Source organism: Avibacterium sp. 21-595 (genome assembly GCF_023611905.1).
Lineage (GTDB): Bacteria > Pseudomonadota > Gammaproteobacteria > Enterobacterales > Pasteurellaceae > Avibacterium.
The window spans coordinates 1,214,273-1,239,376 of the sequence record NZ_CP091455.1 but is presented as its reverse complement, the minus strand read 5'-3'; the positions used below and the strand labels follow the sequence as shown (position 1 = coordinate 1,239,376).

At 38.0% G+C, this 25,104-nt stretch carries 24 protein-coding genes; 6 read left to right on the top strand and 18 right to left on the bottom strand.

The window, feature by feature from the left end; all coding sequences use genetic code 11:
- Positions 1 to 9: 9 nt before the first annotated feature.
- Positions 10 to 1,335: a chromosome partition protein MukF gene (gene mukF / locus L4F92_RS05775; protein WP_250363009.1), complete on the bottom strand. Its 1,326-nt coding sequence runs from the start codon at positions 1,333 to 1,335 to the stop codon at positions 10 to 12.
- Between the two features lie 167 nt (positions 1,336 to 1,502).
- Between mukF and L4F92_RS05770 the strand changes: the two genes are divergently transcribed.
- The 3 genes from L4F92_RS05770 to ttcA all read left to right on the top strand — a co-directional run bounded on the left by L4F92_RS05770 (position 1,503) and on the right by ttcA (position 3,192).
- Complete coding sequence (locus L4F92_RS05770) at positions 1,503 to 1,793, top strand: BrnT family toxin (protein ID WP_250363008.1); 291 nt, start codon at positions 1,503 to 1,505, stop codon at positions 1,791 to 1,793.
- Positions 1,762 to 2,079 carry a BrnA antitoxin family protein gene (locus L4F92_RS05765; RefSeq protein WP_250363007.1) on the top strand — a complete coding sequence of 106 codons (318 nt, stop codon included), beginning with the start codon at positions 1,762 to 1,764 and terminating at the stop codon, positions 2,077 to 2,079. Before L4F92_RS05770 ends, L4F92_RS05765 begins: the two co-directional genes overlap by 32 nt.
- A 162-nt stretch (positions 2,080 to 2,241) precedes the next feature.
- A complete protein-coding gene (ttcA, locus tag L4F92_RS05760; RefSeq protein WP_250363006.1) occupies positions 2,242 to 3,192 on the top strand; it encodes a tRNA 2-thiocytidine(32) synthetase TtcA in 951 nt (316 codons plus the stop codon).
- A 101-nt stretch (positions 3,193 to 3,293) separates the two neighbouring features.
- On the opposite strand, the gene L4F92_RS05755 is transcribed toward ttcA, so the two are convergent.
- From L4F92_RS05755 to L4F92_RS05735, 5 genes are all read right to left on the bottom strand, one after another.
- Positions 3,294 to 3,797: a C40 family peptidase gene (locus tag L4F92_RS05755; protein WP_250363005.1), complete on the bottom strand. Its 504-nt coding sequence runs from the start codon at positions 3,795 to 3,797 to the stop codon at positions 3,294 to 3,296.
- A 68-nt stretch (positions 3,798 to 3,865) separates the two neighbouring features.
- Complete coding sequence (locus L4F92_RS05750) at positions 3,866 to 4,162, bottom strand: integration host factor subunit alpha (RefSeq protein ID WP_103855875.1); 297 nt, start codon at positions 4,160 to 4,162, stop codon at positions 3,866 to 3,868.
- A 4-nt stretch (positions 4,163 to 4,166) separates the two neighbouring features.
- On the bottom strand, positions 4,167 to 6,554 hold the full coding sequence (gene pheT / locus L4F92_RS05745) for a phenylalanine--tRNA ligase subunit beta (RefSeq protein ID WP_250363004.1): 2,388 nt from the start codon (positions 6,552 to 6,554) through the stop codon (positions 4,167 to 4,169).
- 31 nt (positions 6,555 to 6,585) lie between these two features.
- Entirely contained in the window at positions 6,586 to 7,575 is a 990-nt protein-coding gene (gene pheS / locus L4F92_RS05740; protein ID WP_250350258.1) for a phenylalanine--tRNA ligase subunit alpha, read from the bottom strand.
- A gap of 75 nt (positions 7,576 to 7,650) precedes the next feature.
- Positions 7,651 to 8,349 carry a TIGR01621 family pseudouridine synthase gene (locus L4F92_RS05735; protein WP_250350259.1) on the bottom strand — a complete coding sequence of 233 codons (699 nt, stop codon included), beginning with the start codon at positions 8,347 to 8,349 and terminating at the stop codon, positions 7,651 to 7,653.
- A gap of 34 nt (positions 8,350 to 8,383) precedes the next feature.
- Between L4F92_RS05735 and cls the strand changes: the two genes are divergently transcribed.
- On the top strand, positions 8,384 to 9,847 hold the full coding sequence (gene cls, locus L4F92_RS05730; RefSeq protein ID WP_250350260.1) for a cardiolipin synthase: 1,464 nt from the start codon (positions 8,384 to 8,386) through the stop codon (positions 9,845 to 9,847).
- A 36-nt stretch (positions 9,848 to 9,883) separates the two neighbouring features.
- The gene (locus L4F92_RS05725) at positions 9,884 to 10,525 is read left to right on the top strand and encodes a histidine phosphatase family protein (protein WP_250363003.1); all 642 of its coding nucleotides are present in this window, start codon (positions 9,884 to 9,886) and stop codon (positions 10,523 to 10,525) included.
- Positions 10,526 to 10,646: 121 nt separating this feature from the next.
- Here L4F92_RS05725 and bioD read toward each other — a convergent pair whose 3' ends face one another.
- Together bioD and L4F92_RS05715 are read right to left on the bottom strand one after the other, a co-directional pair.
- Complete coding sequence (gene bioD / locus L4F92_RS05720; RefSeq protein ID WP_250364563.1) at positions 10,647 to 11,369, bottom strand: dethiobiotin synthase; 723 nt, start codon at positions 11,367 to 11,369, stop codon at positions 10,647 to 10,649.
- 64 nt (positions 11,370 to 11,433) lie between these two features.
- A complete protein-coding gene (locus L4F92_RS05715; protein WP_250363002.1) occupies positions 11,434 to 12,657 on the bottom strand; it encodes an ROK family protein in 1,224 nt (407 codons plus the stop codon).
- Between the two features lie 195 nt (positions 12,658 to 12,852).
- Between L4F92_RS05715 and asnS the strand changes: the two genes are divergently transcribed.
- Entirely contained in the window at positions 12,853 to 14,256 is a 1,404-nt protein-coding gene (gene asnS, locus L4F92_RS05710) for an asparagine--tRNA ligase (protein ID WP_250363001.1), read from the top strand.
- A 134-nt stretch (positions 14,257 to 14,390) separates the two neighbouring features.
- Here asnS and L4F92_RS05705 read toward each other — a convergent pair whose 3' ends face one another.
- The 10 genes from L4F92_RS05705 to L4F92_RS05660 are packed head-to-tail and all read right to left on the bottom strand — an operon-like array spanning position 14,391 to position 25,097.
- A complete protein-coding gene (locus tag L4F92_RS05705) occupies positions 14,391 to 16,739 on the bottom strand; it encodes a TadE/TadG family type IV pilus assembly protein (RefSeq protein WP_250363000.1) in 2,349 nt (782 codons plus the stop codon).
- Between the two features lie 17 nt (positions 16,740 to 16,756).
- A complete protein-coding gene (tadF, locus tag L4F92_RS05700) occupies positions 16,757 to 17,410 on the bottom strand; it encodes a tight adherence pilus pseudopilin TadF (protein WP_250362999.1) in 654 nt (217 codons plus the stop codon).
- 4 nt (positions 17,411 to 17,414) lie between these two features.
- On the bottom strand, positions 17,415 to 17,924 hold the full coding sequence (locus tag L4F92_RS05695; protein ID WP_250362998.1) for a TadE/TadG family type IV pilus assembly protein: 510 nt from the start codon (positions 17,922 to 17,924) through the stop codon (positions 17,415 to 17,417).
- 15 nt (positions 17,925 to 17,939) lie between these two features.
- A complete protein-coding gene (locus L4F92_RS05690; RefSeq protein ID WP_250362997.1) occupies positions 17,940 to 18,692 on the bottom strand; it encodes a tetratricopeptide repeat protein in 753 nt (250 codons plus the stop codon).
- Complete coding sequence (locus tag L4F92_RS05685) at positions 18,682 to 19,539, bottom strand: type II secretion system F family protein (protein ID WP_250362996.1); 858 nt, start codon at positions 19,537 to 19,539, stop codon at positions 18,682 to 18,684. Before L4F92_RS05685 ends, L4F92_RS05690 begins: the two co-directional genes overlap by 11 nt.
- Positions 19,536 to 20,417: a type II secretion system F family protein gene (locus tag L4F92_RS05680; RefSeq protein ID WP_250364562.1), complete on the bottom strand. Its 882-nt coding sequence runs from the start codon at positions 20,415 to 20,417 to the stop codon at positions 19,536 to 19,538. Before L4F92_RS05680 ends, L4F92_RS05685 begins: the two co-directional genes overlap by 4 nt.
- Before the next feature lie 2 nt (positions 20,418 to 20,419).
- Entirely contained in the window at positions 20,420 to 21,703 is a 1,284-nt protein-coding gene (locus L4F92_RS05675) for a CpaF family protein (RefSeq protein ID WP_250362995.1), read from the bottom strand.
- A gap of 15 nt (positions 21,704 to 21,718) precedes the next feature.
- Complete coding sequence (locus tag L4F92_RS05670; RefSeq protein WP_250362994.1) at positions 21,719 to 22,861, bottom strand: pilus assembly protein; 1,143 nt, start codon at positions 22,859 to 22,861, stop codon at positions 21,719 to 21,721.
- Positions 22,862 to 22,882: 21 nt separating this feature from the next.
- Positions 22,883 to 24,265, bottom strand: coding sequence for a type II and III secretion system protein family protein (locus L4F92_RS05665; protein ID WP_250362993.1), 1,383 nt, complete (start codon positions 24,263 to 24,265; stop codon positions 22,883 to 22,885).
- Between the two features lies 1 nt (position 24,266).
- Positions 24,267 to 25,097: a hypothetical protein gene (locus tag L4F92_RS05660; RefSeq protein ID WP_250362992.1), complete on the bottom strand. Its 831-nt coding sequence runs from the start codon at positions 25,095 to 25,097 to the stop codon at positions 24,267 to 24,269.
- Positions 25,098 to 25,104: the final 7 nt, after the last annotated feature.

The following is a 25,104-nucleotide window of genomic DNA, read 5'->3' as shown; positions in this document are numbered from 1 at the left end:
TTTTTTCTCTTAATTATATTCATCAATAATATGGGCTTGTACTTCAGCACCCGCCTGATTTATTTCTTCCCATTGTGGATATATGCCACTTAAATCACCACTCGCCATTCCTAGCCGTACAGCTTGATCGACAATAATTCTTGCTACATCAAAATGTCGTTCAACGGGATAATTATATAACTGTTCTTTTAACACAAGGCTAAGATTAATAGGACGATGATTTTCGCGATAAGCAATTAATAGGGCTTGCATATGTTCAACAATTTGTTCGTGCAAATCAGCCAAACTTTCGTATTGTAATGCTTCTGGCAACTCCCCTAGCGCATCTTCTTCGCGTAATACAAGCTCTTCATCACGCAAATCTACTAAACGTTCTGCTTGTGCCGTCCATAAATACCAAGGATTTTCAAAATAATGTTGAATAGATTGGCGTAAACGTTGCGAAAACACACGATTTTTATCCATATCAATCGCTGTACGGATAAATTTATGTACGTGGCGGTCATAACCAATCCACAAATCAATAGATTGTTGCCCCCAGCTGATAATGCGGTCTAATTTTGCTTGTAAATCAATAATAAGTTGATCGATAAAATAGAGATTCTGCTGTCCGATCACACAATCTTGAATACGCAATAATTGTGCTTGCAGTTTATCCCCAGCGGAATTGAGAGTATCTTGTAATTCACGTAAATTGCTTGAGGTTTCATCTAATAAACGTTCACAGCTTGAAATCGCTGCTTGCCAATCTTTGGTTAATAGCTCAGCGATTTCATCTTTAATGCGTTGCTGACTTTCATCCATCACACGTTGTGAGAAATCAATGCTGTCAAAAATCTCTGCCACAGAATATTTTAATGGCGCAAACACATTGCGTCGCCAATGATGTTCATCTCCACCCTCTTCTGCCGCTTCAGAAGCACGTTGAATTTCATCTGCCACAATAGAAAGCTGGACAGAAAGGCGTAACGCAGAAAATTCACGTTGGCGAATGTAATAGTCCGAAACCCCAACGCCCAATGGGGTTAAACGATAAATGGCCAAACCTTCGGTAAATTCGCTACTAAAACGATTGAGAAAACGCTGTTTCACTAATTCATTAATCGTATTATTGGCTCGGGTAGCAATATTATCGGGGGATTGCTCAAAGGCTGATGCGGTATGACGGAAAATATCCACTAAATCCGTTTCTAACATCTCACCGTCTAAACGTTCATTGTTATAAATCGCAATAGCCAATAAAAACGCCAAACGATCAGTCGGCAAATTAAGCGAAAATTCTCGCTCCCTTGCCCAAGAGACCAATTCAGGGATTGTTTGTGATGTTTCAAGCATTGTGTATTCTCACAAGCAAATAAAAATTAGACAAAAATTGTAGTTGATTATACAGGATTTTTTACGGATCTTGTAGATCGATTTTTTACCAAAAATGTTTACAAAAACTTGTCATTTAGCAAAATGTATTTACAATAAAGAAATGGTTATTTGATTTAACATTCAAAATGGAAATTGAATTTGATCAAAAGAAAAATCAGCGCAATATTGAAGAGCGTCAACTCTCGTTTGAAATGGCGCGTTATTTTCATTGGGATAGCGCAATGATTATTGCTGATGAGAGAAAAGATTATCCCGAACCGCGTTTTTTAGCCGCGGGTTATGTGGGTACAACAGCGCGATTACATATTCTTGTATTTACGCCAATAAAAACAGGAATTCGAGTGATTAGCTTCCGTAAAGCAAATGCAAGGGAGGTCAAAAAATATGAAAACAGAAAAAAACATACCACTGATTAATGTTGAGGGGGAAGCCCGAGAATTACAGCAAAGTGACTTTACACAAATGAAATCGTTACAAGAAACAATGCCTGATGATTTTGTCAATATGGTGCTTGCACATCAAACTGAAATGGAAAAACAAGGGCATATAAAACCAAAAGTAAGAGGTAAACAAAAAGCGCCAACCAAACAAATTATCACTATTCGCTTATCACCAGAAGTCATTGAAGCCTTTAAAGCCACTGGAAAAGGTTGGCAATCACGCATCAATGAAGTACTTCTCCAGCATATTCACTCAGTATAATTATCAATGACCGCATCATCATAATAAAGTGCGGTCAAAAACGTTCATCTTTTTTTAGCTACCTAAAAAGACCTAAATCCTGCATATTCCTATTGGAAAAAATTCCATTACCCCTTACTATACGCAAGTTTTTTAAATTGATATAACTGAATAATAAATCCAATGAGTGAAAATTTAACTTCTCAAAACGAAAAAACAAAGAAACAAATCTACAATTTCAATAAGTTACAAAAACGCCTACGCCGTAATGTAGGGGCTGCCATTGCTGATTTTAATATGATTGAAGAGGGCGATAAGGTAATGGTGTGCTTGTCTGGTGGAAAAGATAGCTACACTTTGCTTGATATTTTGCTCAATTTACGCCTTAACGCACCGATTCATTTTGACATTGTGGCGGTAAATTTAGATCAAAAGCAACCCGGCTTCCCCGAACACGTCTTACCTGAATATTTAGAACGCATTGGCGTAGATTACAAAATTGTAGAAGAAAATACCTACGGCATTGTGAAAGAAAAAATCCCAGAAGGCAAAACCACTTGCTCTCTTTGCTCACGCTTAAGACGTGGGATTTTATACCGCACTGCCACAGAGCTTGGCGCAACCAAAATTGCTCTTGGTCATCATCGTGATGATATGTTAGAAACCCTATTTTTAAATATGTTCTATGGTGGCAAACTGAAATCAATGCCACCCAAATTAATTAGCGATGATGGCAAACAAATTGTGATTCGTCCACTGGCCTATTGCAAAGAAAAGGATATTGAAAAATATGCTATCGCCAAACAATTCCCCATTATTCCTTGTAATCTATGCGGTTCGCAACCTAACTTGCAACGCCAAGTGGTAAAAGAAATGTTACAGACTTGGGATCGCCAATATCCGGGGCGTATCGAAACGATGTTTAGTGCAATGCAAAATATCGTACCTTCTCACTTATGCGATAAAAATTTATTTAATTTCAAAGATATTCAACGTGGACAACAGTTAGACGGTGTGGAAGGCGATATTGCTTTTGATAAACAAGATCTGCCAACTACCCCATTATACCAAGATGAAGAGGAACAAACCGATTTTAGCCAAAATGAAATGATCGCGTTTAAGGAAGTGAATTAAACGTAAAGCGAATTAGAAAGTGGGTAAAAAATTAAGTGCGGTGAAAAAAATTAACATTTTCCACCGCACTTTTCTATTTCTCTATTTTTATAAATGCAATTTTACATTCTACGCGCTTGCCAATAAGTGCGCGTCCAGTAAGGGCTATTGAGGGAAGAATAAATCACCCCACCTTTAGTTGATGCGTGCAGGAATTGACCATCTTTAACATAAATCCCAACGTGGTAGCCATTAGGCCCTCGCCCTGTTTTAAAGAAGACTAAATCTCCTGTTTGAATTTGTGATTTTGGTACTTTTGTACCATATTTCACTTGCTCTTTTGTCGTACGCGGAAGTTGAATATTAAAACGATCACGAAATGTTTTTTGCACAAATCCAGAGCAATCAATACCACGGCGACTTTGCCCGCCTAAACGATAAGGCGTGCCAGCCCATTCTCGTTGATGTTCACTTAATAAGGCGATTGTCATAATTGGATCATCAAGTCGTCCCTGATAAGAAATTTTTTCATCAGAATCTGAATGATTTGCTGAATGTGGAGACCCTGAACAAGCTGCTAAGACAGCAATACCAAGGGAAACTAAAATAAATTTAGCTAAACGCATTTTTTACCTACAAAATAAATAAAAGGAAAGCTATCCAAAAAAAGATAGCTTTCTTATCACATAAATATTTAAGCCTTTGGCTTCGATTTTTCTACTCGAGAACGTAATTTTTGACCGGGTTTGAACACCACGACGCGACGTGCGGAAACAGGTACGCTTTCCCCTGTTTTAGGGTTGCGTCCCGGGCGTGAGGCTTTATCACGTAATTCAAAATTACCAAATCCCGATAATTTCACATCTTGCCCACTTTCCAACGCTACGCGAATTTCCTCAAAAAAACTTTCTACCAATAATTTGGCATCACGTTTATTTAGATTATGCTTTTCAATTAAGCTGTCAGCTAGTTCAACTTTGGTCAATGTCATAATATTAATCTCTCAAATAAGCATCAAATCGTTGTTTTAATGCGTCTAATACTGCTGAAATTACCGCATTAATTTCTTTCTCTTCAAGGGTTTTTTCCGTATCTTGAATTGTTAAGCTAATCGCTAAACTTTTCTTACCTTGTGGTAAATTTGCCCCTTGGTAAACATCAAATAAACTTAGGTTCACAAGCTGTTTTCCGCCTGCTTGACGACAGACTTCTAACACATCGCCAGCTGGTATTGCGCTATCCACGACAACGGCCAAATCACGTTTATTAGCTGGGAAGCGAGAAATTTCTTTGGCATTTGGCACAGATTTTTCTGCAATGGCAGCCCATTCAATTTCAAATACAATTGGTTTACCTGATAAACCAAGCTGTTGCACGACTTTTGGATGTACGGTACCAATATAACCGATTTCTTTATCGTCCAACATAATGGCAGCGGATTGTCCCGAGTGTAACGCTGGATATGATTTTGCAACAAAACGCAAACGATTTCCAGCCTTTGTTAGCGATAAAATACGTTCTAAATCCCCTTTTAGATCAAAGAAATCCACATTTTCGCCTTTATGTTCCCAATGAACTGGACGTTTATCCCCTACAATCGCTGCGCCAATAACGTATTCTTGACGAACGCCACTTTCTGCTTGGCTATCAGGAATAAAGCGTAATCCACCTTCAAAAATACGTACACGATTTTGCTGACGATTTTGGTTGTAAGCAATGGTGGTAAGTAAGCCTGGTAATAAAGAAACACGCATAGCAGACATTTCACGCGAAATTGGATTTGGTAAAATTAATGCCTCTTGTTGTGGGTATAATAATTGCTGAACTTCAGGATCAACAAAGCTATAAGACACAATTTCTTGATAATCACTATCTACAAATGCCGTGCGAACACGAACCAATTCTAATAAATGTTCAGGCATTGGTTTCATTTGTAAATGCGCTAATGGTGGATTATTCGGAATATTGTTATAACCGTAAATACGGGCGACTTCTTCGATCAAATCTTCTTCAATTTCAATATCAAAACGCCAGCTTGGTGAAATCGCTGTCCATAAACCGTCTTGATAACTTACTTGTAACCCTAAGCGTTGCAAAATATCAGTAACCGTTTCAGTTGGAATATAATGCCCTAGTAGGTGATCTAATTTTTCACGGCGTAATTGAACCTGTTTCACTTTGGGTAAATGCACTTCACTGACCACCTCACAAATTTCGCCCGCTTCTCCACCACAGATTTCTAATAATAATGCGGTTGCTCGTTCCATCGCATCGCGTTGTGAATTAAAATCAACGCCGCGTTCAAAGCGGTGAGAAGCATCAGTATGCAAGCCATATTGTCTTGCACGCCCTGTAATAGCTAACGGAGCAAAGAATGCGGATTCAAGAATAACGTCTTTTGTTTCGCCATTTACTCCGCTTGCTTCACCACCAAAAATGCCAGCCATTGCTAATGGACCATTTTGATCGGCAATAAGAAGTGTATTGGGTTGAAGTTTGGCGGTTGTACCGTCTAACAGGACTAATTCTTCCCCTTCTTTTGCCATACGTACTTGTACAGGCTGGCTCACTTTAGCCGCATCAAAGGCGTGCATTGGCTGTCCTAATTCAAGTAAAATGTAATTGGTAATGTCTACCACCGGATCAATAGAACGGATACCGCAACGGCGTAATTTTTCTTGCATCCAAATAGGCGTTTGCGCCTTAACGTTCACATTTTTTACCACACGCAATAAATAGCGTGGGCAAGCCTCTGGCGCTAACAGATCAATTTGTGCTTTATCAGTAATGGTTGCTACAACGGGCTGAATCTCAGGCGTATTGACTGTTTGCTGATTTACCACGCCCACTTCACGGGCAATACCCGCAATACTTAAACAGTCGGCACGGTTTGGCGTTAAGCTGATTTCTACACTGTTATCATTTAATTGTAAATATTCACGTAAATCCGTCCCAATCGGTGCATCGGCTGGTAATTCAATGATACCGTTATGATCGTCAGAAATGCCTAATTCACTAAATGAACATAACATTCCTTCAGAAGGCTGACCGCGCAATTTAGTTTTCTTAATTTTAAAATTACCCGGTAATACAGCACCATCTACAGCACAAGCTACTTTCAACCCTTGGCGGCAATTTGGTGCGCCACATACAATGTCTAATAGACGTTCACCACCAACATTCACTTTGGTTACACGCAATTTATCAGCATCAGGGTGTTGAGCGCATTCCACCACTTCCCCAACAACAACGCCATTAAATTCACCAGCAACCGCTTCAATGCCATCGACTTCGAGTCCAAGCATTGTAATTTGATCACATAATTGTTCCGTGCTAACTTCAGGATTAACCCATTCACGCACCCATAATTCACTAAATTTCATATTCTTTCTCTACATTAAATTCGGTTTTCAATTACTTAAATTGTTTTAAGAAACGGAGATCATTTTCAAAGAACGAACGTAAATCTGTTACATTGTAACGTAGCATCGTTAAACGTTCTACGCCCATTCCCACCGCAAAGCCAGAATATTCTTCTGGATCAATACCAACATTACGCAACACATTTGGGTGAACCATTCCACAACCTAGCACTTCCAACCATTTGCCGTTTTTACCCATCACATCGACTTCTGCAGAAGGTTCTGTAAAAGGGAAATAGGACGGGCGAAAACGCACTTGTAAGTCTTCTTCAAAAAAGGCGCGTAAGAAATCGTGTAATAAGCCTTTTAATTCACTGAAGTTAGCGTGTTTATCCACATAAAGTAATTCAATTTGGTGGAACATTGGGGTGTGGGTTTGGTCATAATCGTTACGATATACACGTCCCGGTGCCATAATACGAATTGGCGGACGCATTTTTTCCATTGTACGAATTTGTACGCCAGAGGTTTGGGTACGCAATAAACGCTCTGCATCAAACCAGAACGTATCGTGATCGGCACGGGCTGGGTGATGAGCCGGAATATTTAGTGCATCAAAGTTGTAATAATCAGTTTCAATTTCAGGCCCAACTTCTACACTAAAACCTAAGTTAGAGAAAAATTTTACAACACGCTCAATGGTAATTGAAACAGGGTGTAAGCCACCTAATTCTGTTTTACGCCCCGGCAAACTGACATCAATACTCTCTTTCGCTAACTGTGCATTAAGGGCCTCTTCTTCCCATTGTGCTTTTTTGGTGTTTAATAAATCTAACACTTTTTGTTTCGCTTCATTGATTTTTGCCCCCATTGCAGGACGCTCTTCCGCCGCCACATCACGCAATCCTTGCATTAATTGGGTAAAATGCCCTTTTTTCCCAAAATATTCCACACGAATGGCATCTAGCGTTTCAAGGCTTTTATCGTGCAATTTTTCAATCGCTTCTTTTGCCTGTTCGGTAATTTCTTTAAGGTGTTGCATACCTATCCTCTAATAACAATATAACATCTGAAAAATTTCTTAATGATAATACTAACGCCTTAAAAAATCACGTTTTTATTGTGGCTTTTCGCAATTATTCTGCCTTTCCCATTGTTGAATTTTTTCTTGCACGGAAAGTGCGGTAAAAAATTCACCTGTTTTGGGTAAGGCTTTCACACAAATTTGCTGGTTTTCATAAGTAAATTCAAGCTGATAACAATGTAAATAAGTGCGGTCGGATTTTTGCTTATTTCCGCCATAACGTTCATCACCTAAAATGGGACTTCCTAAACTTTTCATTGCCACTCGTAGCTGATGGGTTCTGCCTGTTTGCGGAAATAACATAAACAGGCGTAAATTGGGTTCACAGCTTAGCGAAGAAAAATGTGTAATGGCAGGATTTTCCTTGCTTTGGCATAATTTCCACGTCCCATTACGCGATTTTTGCATATCCCCAATGATCCGTCCTTGTTTTTTCTTCGGCTTTTCAGTGGATAGCGCCAGATAGGTTTTCGCGATGCGATGACTAGCAAATAACCCAGACAACGTTGCCGCAGCTTGCTTATTCAATGCTAAAATCAACAATCCTGACGTCGCCCTATCTAAGCGATGCACCAGCCAAACTTGGGGTAAATTCAATTGTTGAGCCATTAAGGTGGTTAGACCAACCTCTTGCTCATCTTTATGTACGGAAATGCCACAAGGCTTGTGAATAATGATAAAATCAGCGTGCTGAAAAACAATGTCAAACATTGGCGTTGTGATCTCTGGCATAATTAGACATTTATAAAAGTGCGGTTAAAAATAAATGAATTTTACTTTTCAACAGATTATAGCATATCTCATCCCTGTTCTGATTTGGATTTTAACGATCTCCATTACAATGCGATTGGTGATTAAAAAACAATCCGTTTCAGCTACCCTTTCTTGGTTGATGATAATTTATCTCGTCCCCGTGGTAGGCATTATCGCCTATTTAGTATTTGGCGAAGTGAAATTAGGGACAAAACGTGCAAAGGCATTTCGTTTACTTGCACCGAAATTTAATCAATGGTTTGGCGATTTTTCACAATGCCCGCAATTAATCAATCACCATAATACTCTGCTTTATCGCCCAATTTTTGACTTAGCTAAAAGTCGCTTAAATATTCCTTGTGTGCTGGGTAATGAACTGCATATTTTAGAGACGCCAGAAAGTATCATAAAAAGCATTATTGATGATATTCATCAAGCCAAACATAGCATCAATATGGTGTTTTATATTTGGTGGAATGGTGGCCTAGTGGAAGACGTGCAACACGCGCTAATTGCTGCACAAAAGCGCGGCGTAACAGTGCGAATATTGCTTGATAGTGTAGGCAGTCGTCAATTTTTGAAAAGTAAACATTGCCGTGAAATGAAAGAAAGTGGCATTGAAATCACCGAAGCGCTACACGTTAATTTACTACGGATGTTTTTTAGTCGTATTGATTTACGCCAACACCGCAAAATTATAGTGATCGATAATCAGATTGCTTATACAGGCAGTATGAATATGGTCGATCCGAAATATTTCAAACAAGACAGCCACGTTGGGCAATGGGTGGATATTATGGTGCGTATTAATGGTGCGGTGTCAGCGGTGCTAAATGGGCTGTATGCGTGGGATTGGCAAATTGAAAGTGATAAAGAAATCCCATTGCAGTTGCCTAATTGCCCTTTATTGCCCATAGAGAAGAACAATTCTCACGCCGTACAGATTCTTGCGACAGGCCCGGGATTTCCAGATGACTTAATGGCGCAATCTCTTTCTATTGCGATTTTCTCCGCGCGTAAAAGCATCACGATTACCTCGCCTTATTTTGTGCCAAGCCATAGCATTGCCGAAGCATTACGCATTGCGGCGTTACGCGGTATTGATGTGACGCTAATTCTGCCAAAGAAAAATGATTCTTTAATGGTTAGCTGGGCGAGCCGTACTTTCTTTGAAGATCTTCTTGCTGCTGGAGTAAAAATTTATCAATTTGAACAAGGGCTATTACATACCAAAAGTGTGTTGATTGATAACCGCCTTGTCTTAGTCGGAACGGTAAATATGGATATGCGCAGTTTTATGTTAAATTTTGAAGTTACAATGGTAGTGGAAGATCAAACTTTTGCTAATGAAGTTACCCTCTTGCAAGAAAATTACCGCCAAAGTTCTTCATTATTAACCTATAAAGATTGGGTAAAACGTCCTGTTTATCAACGCGTTATCGAACGTTTATTTTTCTTATTCAGCCCACTTTTATAAATGCGGTATAAATTTTCAACGTTTTTAAGGATAGTAATGAAAAAACAACTTACCTTTTATTTCGTCCGCCACGGACGTACCGTTTGGAACGAACAAGGTTTATTACAAGGACAAGGCGATTCACCACTGATCGCCGAAGGTATTGAAGGAGCAATGAAAACAGGCAAACACTTAGCCAATATTCCCTTTGTTGCAGCCTATTCAAGTGTGTTAAAACGCGCGATGGATACCGCAGAATACATTATTGGCGAACGAAATATTCCCTTTTTTCAACATAAAGGCTTAAATGAGCATAGCTTTGGCTCTTGGGAAGGGGCATTAGTGAGCCACCTTCGTCAAAACGAAGAATATCAACAAATGACTAAAGATCCCGCCAATTTTCAGGCTAAAAGCAATCGTGGCGAAACCTTTGGTGAATTAGCTAAACGGGCAATGAAAGCCATTGATGAAATTATTCAAGTACATCATTCAGGCAATATTTTGGTGGTTTCTCACGGTCATACACTACATTTATTGCTCGCTTTATTTGACGGCTCAACTTGGCAAAACCATCGTGAAAATCCGCGAGTAACACGCTTGGCAAATACCTCTATTAGCATTGTGCGTTATGAACAAGCTGAAAACGAAAGTGCGGGGCGTTTTGTGTTAGAAACAGTGAATAGCACGGCGCATTTGTAGTGCTTTAGACAAAAGTAATATTCAATAATAGCGAAAAACAAAGTGCGGTGGAAAAATTCTGATTTTTTGTACCGCACTTTAATAATCATTCAACTAATGAATTTCGCTTACTTCATCTACTCTACTTCACCCATTCCGTTTGCAGATAAGTCAAACGCTCAAGATTAGTGATGTAATGCCCGAGTTCTTGTTCTTCAGGACGATGAACATAGGGAATTTGCCCAAGTAATGGAGCGTCAATTTTTTCGCTGAGCATTTCAATCATTTCTGCATAATGGGCTAAACCGGGATTAATGCGATTGGCTATCCAGCCTAATAAGGGTAAGCCTGATTGTTGAATGGATTGCGCCGTCAACAAGGCGTGATTAATGCAACCTTCTTTAATGCCAACCACAAGCACGACTGGCATTTTGTGCGAGATTGCCCAACTGGCAAAGCTATATTCTTTATTCATTGGAGTAAGCCAACCAAATGCCCCCTCCACTAGCACAGATTGATAACGCTGAGTAAGTGCGGTGAGATCGGCGTTAATTTTTTTTATATCAATGCGTTCTCCGTCTTCACTTAACATTGGCAAACTGTGGGAAAAGCTATAACTATTCACGTCTCGGTAGGTTACATTCTCTTTTGTGGCGTCAATTAAGGTTAGGACATCAGAATTATTTTCTTGTCCATAATCGCTTTCTATTGGGCTTTCACGATAAGCCCAATCCTCTTGGCAACACGCAATCGGTTTATAACCTACAATTTGAATACCTTGATTTTGCAAGGCTTGGATAATGGCACGACTGGATACCGTTTTTCCTACATTGGTATCCGTTCCTGTAACAAAAAAGTAGCTCATCATTTTTTCCTTATGATCCCATTTGTTTGGAATTCTAAAGGAATTTCATAATGAGAGTATTGAGCTAACACAATTTTTCTTTATTTTTCAGTAGATCACCGAGCAAACTGCCATCATAAATCCCTTGCTTAATTGCTGCAGTTAAGACTTCAGGGCTATTCCATTTATAGCGGCTCGTTACTACTTCCACATTGCAATGATAAAGGGATAAACGTTGATTTAAGCGCGCTAAGAAAATCTCTTTTGCACTCAATAAACAGGTGTTTAACATCACTTTTTTAGAGGAAAACATATTAACTAAACACATTAAATGATAAGCCGTTAAATCCGCGATATGGTGAATAATATCAATCGCTTTTGCCTCATTGCCTTGTGCTTTTTTACATAAAAAGTGAATTTTTTCAATATTATTCACTTGTTGATTGTCGGGATACGCCAAATCAATCAATTTATAAATAGCTTGATGTGTGAGCTGATTGATAATTTGATGACGTTCCGTTTCAGGTAAGTGAGGATTGAGTTGATGCTGAATTGGGTTGAACGTTGGCGTAATGAGCTTATCAATATTCATCTTTGGCTGTTTGTTACATCGTAACACATCACCTTGTGATAATACGCTTAAATTGACTCGTTCATCAAGTTGTAAAAATAAAACGTGATCACAACCAATCACACTGCCCACAGAGCTTTCGGCAAACAACCACGTTTGGAAATAATCCGTTACCATAACAGGCATTTTAAAATAAGGGTGAAATAAGGCTTTCAGATCAAGTGTTAGCTGGCGATTGCCAAGGTGATAAACATATCTCTCTTCATTATCTAACTCCCCAGTTACGGCAATGGAAAAGGTGATGACTTTATAAGGTTCGAGTTTGGTTTTTTCTAAAAACGCTTGCACGTACCCCACTAAAACGCGATCTAATTGTGCAAATTCTTCACTGCGTAGCGGGAAAGAATGTTCTGCCAACGGTGTGCCATCTAATTCACAAAGAAATATATCAAAACGATCTTCACTCAGCACCGCACATAACGACTGCCAGAAAAAAGGCGATACACATAAACCAATTGCTGGACGTCCACGGTTTTCTGTATTTCGCACGGCTTTTTCAATAATTAATCGTTCATTAATAAGCTGACGGGTTAAAGAGGTGATCGTCGCTGGTGCTAAATGCGAAAGCTTTGAAAGATCAATCCGCGAAATTTCTTCAAATTGTTCAATTAGCCGATACACTTTCCCTAATTGTTGTAATTTTAAGACATACTTATCTTGTTTTCTTTCCTTGATCATAATGCCCCACAACGGATTAAATTTTTGAAATGAAATTATTGTTTTTTTATATCAGGTTGCCACCTAAAAACAAGTTATTTACTTCAATTTTGTGGGCAAGTTCACAAAAACAATTGAATAATTCATTTTGGCAAATTTCTTGAGTTGCGGTAAACTAAGCGGGTTTTTACGCTAAATTTTTTGATTGAGGTTTATATGACACAAATTGCCCCTATTGCAGAGGTATTACAAGGCAAAATTCAAATCGGTGATCAGGTTACCGTGCGTGGTTGGGTGCGTACCCGTCGTGATTCTAAAGCAGGGCTTTCTTTCCTTGCGGTGTATGATGGTTCTTGTTTCGACCCTATCCAAGTGATCGTCAATAATGATATTGCGAATTATCAAGAAGAAATCCTACGCTTAACCACCGGTTGCTCGGTGATTGTTACAGGTAAAGTGGTGGAATCCCCAGCAGAGGGGCAAGCAGTAGAATTACAAGCGGAAAAGGTGGAAGTAGCCGGTTGGGTGGAAGATCCTGATACCTATCCAATGGCGGCTAAACGCCACAGTATTGAATATTTGCGTGAAGTGGCACACCTTCGTCCTCGCACTAATATCATCGGTGCAGTCGCACGTGTTCGTCATTGTTTGGCTCAAGCCATTCACCGCTTCTTTCACGAACAAGGTTTTTATTGGGTAGCAACGCCACTGATTACGGCATCTGACACTGAAGGTGCGGGGGAAATGTTCCGTGTTTCAACCCTAGATTTAGAAAATTTACCACGTACCGAACAAGGTGCGGTGGATTTTTCGCAAGATTTTTTCGGTAAAGAAGCCTTTTTAACCGTATCTGGTCAGCTAAATGGGGAAACTTATGCTTGTGCATTAAGTAAAATCTATACCTTTGGCCCAACATTCCGTGCGGAAAATTCTAATACTACTCGCCACTTGGCAGAATTCTGGATGGTTGAACCTGAAGTTGCTTTTGCAGATCTGAATGATAACGCAAAACTCGCCGAAGCGATGCTTAAATATGTGTTCCGTGCCGTATTAGATGAGCGTAAAGATGATCTTAAATTCTTTGAAAAACACGTTGATAGTTCTGTTATCAGCCGTTTAGAAAATTTTATTCATTCTGATTTTGCACAAATTGATTACACAGATGCCATTGACGTCTTATTAAAATCAGGCAAAAAATTTGAATTCCCTGTTTCTTGGGGGATTGATTTATCCTCTGAACACGAACGCTATTTAGCAGAAGAATATTTTAAATCCCCAGTAGTGGTGAAAAACTATCCAAAAGATATCAAAGCGTTTTATATGCGTTTAAATGATGACGGAAAAACCGTAGCGGCAATGGATGTATTAGCCCCGGGAATTGGTGAAATTATCGGTGGTTCACAACGTGAAGAACGCCTAGACGTGTTGGATAAACGTATGGTAGAAATGGGCTTAAACCCAGAAGATTACTGGTGGTATCGCGATCTCCGCCGTTATGGTACTGTACCACATTCAGGCTTTGGTCTTGGTTTTGAACGTTTAATCGTTTATGTAACTGGCGTGCAAAATATCCGCGATGTGATCCCATTCCCACGCGCACCGAGAAATGCGAATTTCTAGGTTTTAAATGAGTTAAAAAATAAAGAGCGGTGAAAAAATAACAAATTTTCATCGCTCTTTTTATGTGTATTGTTTCCTAGTAAATAAAAAGCTACTGCTCATTACAGTAGCTTTATTTCTTAATCATTTTCTGGCTATTTTGTTAAGCTACGCCCAACTTCTTCGATTTCTTTTCCAGACATATTACTCGTAGCTGATTGTTCTTGCAAAGAGGTAAAATAATCTCTTATCTTTTGATCTTGCGATTGATCTACTGCCCCATTATCACTTATACCAATAAAGAACGCTTTATCTGCACATTGTTCCCAATATTTATCGGTTTTAGAGCGATAGTTATTTCCAAGCTGCGCAGAGCGGTATTGGATATAAACAATTTCTGGATCATACACCTCCCCTACTTGTGGATCTTGGAAAGGAGAACTCATAAATCTTGCCCTAATTGCATCACATATCGCTGGGCTTGGATGCGAGCTATTTGCACTGGTATCATCTGAAGAACCTTTTTTTAAGAAAGCGGGCGTAATTAACGCATAAAGCTGATTCGCTTTGCGATATTCCAAATAAGGCTCTCCGTCAACTCTTTGATTGAATTTATTATAGTACCAAGTTGAGGTAACATAACGAGAATTATCTAAGGTCCATTTTTTATCTAATGTAATTGAATTTCCATTCTCCGTTCTGTATGGATTAACTGATGGATCGTATGTCCAACTCTTTTGATAAAGTTTAGTTAGCGAGTTGAAGGTTGACATATCATCTTCAAACCCTGTATCCACAAAAACAAGCACACGTTTTTTATTCTGGTTAGCTTTTTGTTGTGTGTCTGTGTTTGCCACCATATTATAAGCACCCATCAATAACCCACTCACGCCAAGTTTTCCGCCTCCTAAATGGGTAGATGAGGAGTTATAATCTAATTTACTTGTAAAATCCGCCAAATTTGTAAACCACGCAGAATCAGCTTGAGGTGTTGTCGCCTTACTGTTCTTGCCTGAATAATCAAAACAAAGCCCTACTCGCGTGCCATTTTTCTTATTGAGGGTTAGCCAACTTTGGCGGGTACTTTCATCATCAACTCCATAGCCTCTCACATCTTTATCCTGTGCCAAGGATTTCAGTGCATCAGAGAGGGCTTTTTTCTCGCTAGCAGTCGGCGAATACCCTTTTCCTTTAGCATTAATTGACGCTTTAATAATTCGGTATGCGGTATATTTTTCCCTTGTTGTAGGATCAACGATTTGATCAATTGTGTCATACACCGCTTTATTAGGTGATCCCAAATTAAGGTCTAAATATTGTTTCTCTGGTCTAATGTCATACCAAGTACGCTTGCTGCCTTGCTTACCATTTTGAAAATCTTGTTCTAAATCTTCTGGCCAAATATCCAATGAAAGCGGAAGATATTTAGCCACTAAAACCCCTGGCTCCATTGAATCATAGGTATCTGCGCGAGTGACTAAATGCCTATTGATTGTTTGTAACATATCTTTCAAGTTTGTCTTCACATCAGGCAAATTAACCGTTCTAACTCGATATTCCCAATTATCACTTATCTTTTCAGAAACAAAGGTTTGGCTTTCAACAAGCGGGTCATTAAATCTTTTGTCGGAAGGAAATTTAAATGGCAATGCACACACATTATTTCCTTCATTAATCGGTTGAGCGCCAAGTGCAAATGCGGTTAACCCAATACGGTTATTATTTGGTTGTCCATTATTAGTGGAAGCCTTAAAAATTTCTAGCATATTGACATATTTTTTGAGGCTTTCAAAAATAGAATCTGCCCAAGGCGTAATACCACATTTTGCTAATCGAGTAAGATGATTTTCAACAGTAATATTGTCTGCTTTGACTCTATATGGGCCATTACACACACTGCCATTAGGGTTATCAGCAATGCCTGTATAAACTTCACTAGAAAAATTTACTGCAAACATAATATCCAATGGCGGAGCGCTTTTTTCTTCTTTAAATGCTCTTCCATATTGATCAATGTCAATACGAGTTGGGATAAAAACATCTTTATTAAAGCTAATAGGTAATAAAGAACTTCGTTCCAATTCCCCTTGAACATAGCAAATAATACGGTTATTTTCTTTATCACAGTCATAATTTATATTTTTAACTTTGCTATAAGCATTGGCATAAAGAGCCATATAGGCTTTTATCATATTTTCATCACGCTGTTTAACGAGCTGATCATTTCTCACTTTTTTGCCATTTGCTGTTGTAGCACTGCCCAAAATATATTCATCATTACGATATTTATTATTTTCTGAAGTCACCACTAAAGCGGCTTGTTCAAGGGAATCCGACAATCTTGCACGGTCTAGAAGAACCCCTGAACCATCAATGGTAAAACCAATGATTACAAGAAGAAAAGCAGTAATTAACCCCATTATCATTCCATATACGCCAGTTTGTTGCTTAACAAATGAAGTAAATAGGGCTGTTACTTTGCAATAAATGCGTGAATTTAACATAGTAATGAGTTCTCTAATTATTGACTATTCACAAAAGACGATGCTCTAACAACGCCAACAGAAGAAGAGGTATAATACGCGCTTTTCTTTGGCTCTTTTCCGAAAAAAGACATCAGCGCTAAAAATAAACTTGGCGCTTCAGGAATACAAACCGTAACCCGAATAATCGGCACAAAACGCTGCTTATTTTCTATCTCTGAAAGAGGCACAATATTATTGAAGTTACGAATAGGTGGTTGCTGGCAACCTTTATGCCCATTTGCATTTGAAGAATGCAGATCAGGAGGCGTTGTAAATGGAGGCTTGCGCGCATTATCAACGGGTGGGCGGAAGTTTCCTTTTCCAAATTCAAATATATAAGGCTCAACAAAGACCACCGCGCGTCTCTCATTCTTATCATTAAACAATAATCGATTTGCTAATTCCATTAAATGCTCTACTTCATCCTGCGAAGGAGAATCGCCAATCTTTCCATCTTTATTCGGAATACCACTGTAAGCACGCTCTTTAATCACATTCAGTAGAGAATATGAAGTGCGGTCTAATTTTCCAATAGTTGAACGAGCAATAAATAAATCGGTCATAAATGCGATAAGCAAACATAGCAATATCAACATAAATGCAAATTCAATGATTACTGCCCCTTTCTGTTGGCGAAAAAACTTATTCATAGCATTATTTTTCATGTTCTTGTAGCACCAATATATTACGTTGCATCATCGTATTCACGATCTCTTTTGGAAACCAACTAAACATCGGTTTATACTCATAGTTTATAAAATATTCTGCCCAAATCGCATTTTTAGGGGTAGCAGCACCATTTCCATTGATCATATCTTGAATCACATCAATATTATTTGCCCCCGTGTGATTGGCGTTGCCATAATACTTTACATTGACCTGAAATTGACTATTATTCAGCCAACTCCAGTCTCGTTGTACTGTATTCAGTTTATCTTCTACTTGCGTTGCATAGTCAGAAATATTTTCAGTGTTTTTCACTTCTCTAATCGCTAACATTGCAGATGAATCAACATAGGCAGATAAAATAGCTAATCGAGCAAGCTCGAATAAGCTACCCAAAATAACTAAAAAAATAACAATAGTTAAAGAAAATTCAACGGTTCCTGCACCTTTTTTATTCGTTAGAAAAGGTTTTAGTAGTTTATTTAACGATGAAATCATTTTTATTTTCTCTAATTATTTTGAAATATGCTTTGCACTTTTTAACTCTTCAACAAGCGCCTCTGGCGTTTCGCTTAAATTTTCTTTTTCAATAATATCTAGAGCATATTTTTTATCACCTTTTTTAACTAAAGCAAAAACAAGATTATGCACTAAGCGATTATCTTTAACGCCATTTGTATATTGAGGTAATAGAATATCTACTGCACCAGCATAATTTTTTTGTAAAATATCTATCATAGCAAGATTATTAAGCACTTTAACATCATCAACAAAATATGAACGTGCTTTATTGAAATTATCTTTTGCTTGCTTATAGTCACCTAATTTAGCGTAAGCGATACCAAGTAAGTTATAAGCTTCACCATTATTTGGATAGGACAATAACATATTGTCCGCATTTTCTACTGCTTGACGATAATCACCATTATGTAAATTATTTTTTATTTGTAATAACAAGGCATCTTGCACGTTTGCTTTTTTATCTTTTGACGTCAATAATGGCTCTAAATAAAGTTGAGAGGAACGGCTATCACCGATAGAATAATAACTTTCAGCAAGTTTATAACGGATAGCTGGATCTTCTTTCTGTTTTAACGATTCTCGGTAAAGTGAAATTAATTCACGATAATTATTTGATGAAAGATAAAACTTTTCTTTTACTGAAATATCTTGTTGATTAAATTTAGTAAACACAGACTGAGAACAAGCAGATAATAATAGCGCTGCACTTAGTAATGTACATAATCTCATTGTTTTAGAAAACATTTGGAAAAACCCTCATTGCACCCGGTGCTAAAATCAAAATTACAATAGGAAACATAATAAACAGAATTAATGGAATACTCATTTTAGCTGCAAGCGTTCCTAACCGCTCTTCAATTTGAAGTAATTGAATTTCCCTAATGTCAGCCGAAAGTACAATTAACTGATCATAGATAGACGAACCAAAATTCAAACTTTGTTGCAACACGGTACAAAACATTTTGATCTCTGTGGTTGGTAATGCTACCGCTAAATCCTTAAGTGCCGAACTTAATCCTGACAATTCAGCCTTACGCATAATCCTAGTCATCACATAGGTTAGCGCTGGATTTAGCTTTTTAAAATCAGCTGTAACCTGTTTTAATCCACCTTCAATACTATTCCCCGTTTGAACACTTACTGCAACCAGATCGATAAAACTCGGAAGATCTGTCATTATAGATTTAATCTTCCTATTAAGAATCATTGATGTCAAAATGCCGGGTAATAAAATAACAAAAATACCAATCAGCAAATAATAAACAATAAGGTCTTTCTGTGGTGTTGATAAATTAAATAGATAAACAAATATTGATAAAAAAGCAATTAATAACAATTTTAGTCTAATATTTCTATCAATCATACCTAGCACCGATAACACAGGGCTACTATTAATTAGTACTAATTCTAATTCACGTTGTTTTTTATTCTTTTTAGGTTGAGCTTCTTGTTCTTCCTCATTATTATCTGAAACATCTTGAATTATCTTGGCTTGATAGTCATAGCGACGTTTCATTATCACAGCGACTACGAACAAGAATAAACTCAGAAAAATTAATAGAAGGAAAATAAGTAATAACTTCGTCGTCATGATACTCTCCTCATTAACCACCAAATAATTAAAAAGCCGAATAATTGGCTACCAAACACACCGTACAAGACGATTCTGCCACTTGGATTGTTAATTAAAAAATCAAAGTTTTCTGGCTGAGCAAAACGCATAAAAATGAAAAATCCTACGGGGAAGCAGCCTACAATCATTGCGGACATTCTTGCTTCTGAAGTCATTGCTTTCTTCTTCTGCTCCATTTTTTTGCTTGCAGAAATCACACGACTCAGACGGTTAATGACTTCTCGAATTTGACCACCTTTACTTAAGTTCAATTTAATCGTCATAATAAAGAAATAATATTCTTTATAAGGATAACGAGTATAGCTATCATCAAAAACAGAAGAAGGATCTTCCCCTAGAACTAAGCGACGGTGAATATTTTTAAATTCTTCGCCAATTTGCCCACCAATATCTTGTCCGCAACGCTCAAACGCAGAAAGCAATCCACTTCCAGCTGAAGATGCCGAATTAAGAATTTGTAACACTTCAGGAAAAACTTGCTCAAACAATTTGCGGTTTTGTCGTTGCCCAAATTTCCATACCCCTAAAATCATAATAGTGATTACACTAAGAAGAAAAATGTGATTATCAATACGGAAATACGCAAAATTGACGAGATATAATGCAAAGATAATTGCTGCACTAATTAACAAATTTGGGATAAGTTTTCGTTTATTACCACGAGTAAAGTAGAATATCCATAAACGATAAAGATTTTTGATTTTCGTTAATAGCGTCGTAAATTTGCTCTCACGTTGGGTTTGATTAATTGTTTTCTTAGTTGAAAACCAAGACAACCCTGTCGCTAACAGCAATAACACGCCAAATACAACAATAAAGTAATAAATAATTGTCATACTCATTCAGATCTTTCCTCAAAAATGCGTTGCAATTCATCACTTAGATTAAACATTTGTGCATTTTGGTAAACAACAGAGCTATGTAATAAACCGTGCGATTTAAACTCACCTTTAATTTTTCCATTTTCATCTCGTAATTTACTTGGCGCATAGGAAAAAATATCTTGTAATACTATCTGCCCTGTTTCCATTCCAGCAACTTCTGTAATATTCATTATTTTACGCGTTCCATCATTTAAACGTGAAACTTGGATAATAATATTAACTGCCGAAGCAATATTCCGCCTGATAGCTTCTAAAGGTAATTTGGCACTTGCCATCATAACCATACTTTCCAAACGAGCTAAGGCATCACGAGGTGAATTTGCGTGCAATGTGGACATTGAACCATCGTGGCCAGTATTCATCGCCTGCAACATTTGGAAAGCTTCGGCACCACGACATTCCCCAACAATAATTCGTTCAGGACGCATACGCAATGCATTTATCACCAAATCCTGCATAGAAACTTCCCCAGTATGCTCAACCCCCGCTTGACGAGTTTCTAAACGCACAACGTGAGGCTGGTCTAAACGTAGCTCCGCCGTATCCTCAAGGGTTATCACACGCTCAGTAGAAGAAATATAAGCTGAAAGTGCGTTCAATAATGTTGTTTTCCCTGAACCTGTACCTCCAGATACAATAATATTCGCTCGACAACGCGCGGCAATGATCAAAAAGTTAGCCATTGCCACATTCATTGAACCAAACTCAACCAATTCACCTAATGATTTTTTCGATTTACTAAACTTACGAATAGAAATTGACGTACCATCTAATGCAATAGGCGGAATCACCACATTTAAACGGCTACCATCTGGTAATCGGCTATCCACTAGAGGAAAACTCTCATCAATACGACGTCCTACCTTTGCGACTAAACGCTTAGCAATATCAGTAAGCTGTTCATTATTGATAAAATGGCGGTCTTCTCTTTGCAATACACCGCCACGCTCGACCCAAATCTCGTCAGGGCCATTCACCAAAATATCAGCAACCGTTTCATCATTCATTAGCTCACGGATTGCGCCATATCCATCAATTTCGTCAGCCATTACTTCTGCCATATAAAGAGTGTCTGATGCAACGATATGTATATCATTCCGTTGTGCGATACGGCTTACATTTTGGGCAAGCTCGGCAATTAATTTTTCCCGCTCATTTTCGATTTCGTCTAATTTATCAATATCCAAATTTCTTAAAATCTCATTACGGAAAAATATCTGTTCTTCCCTAGTTAGCATAATTTACGCCTATTTCTATTTCCCTGTTAATAACTTCATTAACGCGCCTTTTAATCCCTCAGGCTTGCTAGAATGGTATTTTCTTGATAGCACCCCAATAACAGACTGTGTTAATTTTTTTAATTGTTGCTCACCTTTGCGACCAAATTTAATTGCTAATGAATTTTTGATATTAATTTTAGACAAATAAGGGATCACTGTATCAATTTGTGCATTTAATAAGGTTTCAATATCAGAAATAGACATTGATTTAGCCAGTTCAGGATGATTATCTGCCACACAAATGAAACAGCGTGCTAAACGCTTATCTGCATTTTGAACGCGCGCTAATTCAGATAAAAATGATTTTGCCACACGTAACGCACCAAGATTACGATTAGCAACCAGCACGAAATTATCACAAACATCATAGAATTGATTAAATTCATCTCTATCCACATTGAAAATTGGCTGGTCGTAAATGATATAGTTATAGCTACTCGCAACGTTCTCAGGAATGCTATTTAATTGACCACGATAAAGATGAAGATATTCGCTGTATTCAACAACCTCATCTTTCACAACTTTCTTATTGACTAAAATATCAAGGTCTTGTGAACCGCCTTTACCTTGAACAAGTAATACAGGCACTTTCGATTCAGTAACAATACGATTAGCCAAATGTAATGAAATAAGACTTGAGCCAATTCCACCTTTACATCCTAACACACACACTTTTACCGTATGGCGTTTAGTTGGCATATTAATGCCTAATAAAATTCTTTCCACCATTTGAGGAAGTTGTGAATCCGAATGGAAATACGGCAATCCTTCGCGTGCAAAGCGTTGTGAAAAACGAATTGAATCATTATCCCCAACAACACAGCACCACACATTTTGTGGCACTGTACTGTGGATACGGGATAAAACATCTTCAGTACTCACGGCATCGTGAATATCGACAATAATGCCAAAATACATCTCTGCAGATAACTGAAGTTTTTTTTGTACATCTAAAAAATTATTAGGAATAATTTCAATCTGCTCTAATCCACGCGTTCTTAAAAGTTGTGCAATTGCAGTACTCACATTCTCACGGTCAGAAATAATACAAATTTTTCTTACTCTAGAGGAAACTGAATCATCAATTCCGAGTTTATTTTTATCTAATAAAAGCATTATAAAAAACCTATATTTTAATTACTGACTAAATCCAGCTTGTCTAAAGAAGTTGCGTGTATCATCAGGAATTGGAAGTTTTAACATATCTTCAAGCAAACCTGTTGGTTTATAGCTAGGATATACAATCGCATCACTTCTTGTCGGTTTAACAAGGTAAACGGTCGCCACCACAATTAGCTCACGTTTATCTCTGTTTTTATCCACACTGCGGAAAAATGCCCCTAAAACAGGAATGTCCGCTAAGAATGGTGTTTTTGCGATTACATCACGATCTGTTTCGTTATATAACCCGCCAAGAATAAAGCTACCGCCATCTGGCACTTCAAAGGTTGAACGAGAACGGCGAGATTCAAACACAGGCACTAATAAGCCATCTTTTGTTTGACTTTGGTTTGAAATATTGCTTACTTCTTGAGATAACAATACGCGGATACGACGATCTTTTAATAACTTCGCCGCCACATTTAATTTAATCCCAAAATCTTTATATGTGACTTCGGAACGCCCATCTCTGTCATAGCGAACAATAGGTACTTCTCCCCCAATCAGAATGCCACCCACTTCACCAGATAAAAGTGAAATATTCGGTTCTGCTAATACTCTGCCTTTTGAGTCATTACGCAACGCACGAATAAAGGTTGCAAAATGTGTTGCCGCATAAGCTAAAGATCCAACCCCATTTGTCGCACCAACTAACCACGCGTGAGATTCTGTTGAACTACTCGGTGAAAGCGCTCTTGCATAATCACTCCAGCTCCAATTAATGCCCATTTCATCGGTTAATTTTTTACTCACTTCTACAACAGAAAGTTGCACGTTAATTTGTGCTGAATCATTGGTGGTAGATGCATCTACAACATTGCTATAACGATATTCATCAAGGAATGGCACGTGTTCTTTTTCGCCATTTCCGTTAATATCCACCTCTCGCTTAATGGTTTCTTTTGATGCCCCCAACGCTTCGCCAACAATCCGTGTGACTTCTTGCTGTTCAACGGCAGATTTCGCTTTGCCTTCAATCACATAGGCCTGCCCTACGCGTTTCACCGAAAGATTCGTATTTGGAAAGGCAAGTCTAATTTGTTGATTGGCTCGATCAAGCCCTTTCATCATCCCATTCACATTAATGGTATCGTTGCGTAACTCATTACCTTCTTCATCTAATACGGTAATTTCGGATACCCCCTCACCTTTGGCATAAATGATAAAACTGTTATCGCCAATAATTTCATAATCCGCCACATCAGGTGAAGAAATAAAAATCGTATCAATTTTACTTTTAGTTTGAAGGGTACGGCTTTGCCCATCTTCCATATTGAACACTTGGGCAGAAACACTTAATGGAAATACCGCACCAACAACCAATGCGGCACGAGCTAATTTAAAAATAGAAAATTGCATTTTAGTTACCTCTTAAAGAACGAATTAATGTGCCATTTTGTTTGATTGGCTGTTTATCAGTATTTTCTGGGAGTATTAATAAACGATTTTCAGTTGCAGCAAGATAAAGTGTTTTAAGTTGCGCTGGTTCAAGTTTTAAACGAATTTTGAATGCACAGGTTTTGAGTTCATTTTTATTGCTTTCTTCCGTTACAGGTGTTTTCTTAATTTGCAGTAATTTTACCGATTTAAACACCGGAACAAATTTCACTTTGTTTGGGTTTGAATCTTTTCCGGCAAAAACAGAAACTGCCACATTATCGCCTGCTTGTAGGGTTTCTAAACTAGAACTATCTACATCATAAATACAAGCGGTGTGTGCCACTTCACGCGTAGGGTCGATGGTGTAGCTAATGAAACGCTCATCATCTGGAGAAATTAAAATTTTTGGAGAAAGGTAATCCCCTTGGGCAACATCTTGTGAAACGGTGAAACCGCGTAATCTTTTATCTTCAGTATTTTTATCTTCTGGATTTTCCTGTCCAGATAAAAATGAAGTTAAATCATATTGCATTAGCACACTATTTTCATCAATAGGTAGTTCACTAAACACAATATCTTGTTGTTTTAAAATATGCCCGCGAGGAATATTTTTATTTACTGTGGCAAATAATGCCTTTTTCTTTTCATTATTTTCACGATTTTCCACTGCAGGCTGTTCTGGCTCAGGCTGTGGAACTTCCACCGTTTGTTGCGGTTGAGAAGAGGAATTATCAGAGGAATAAAAGAATATTCCACTAATTCCAACGATTAAAATAAGAAATGCGGTAATAAATAATACCCGATAATTCATAGCTGCT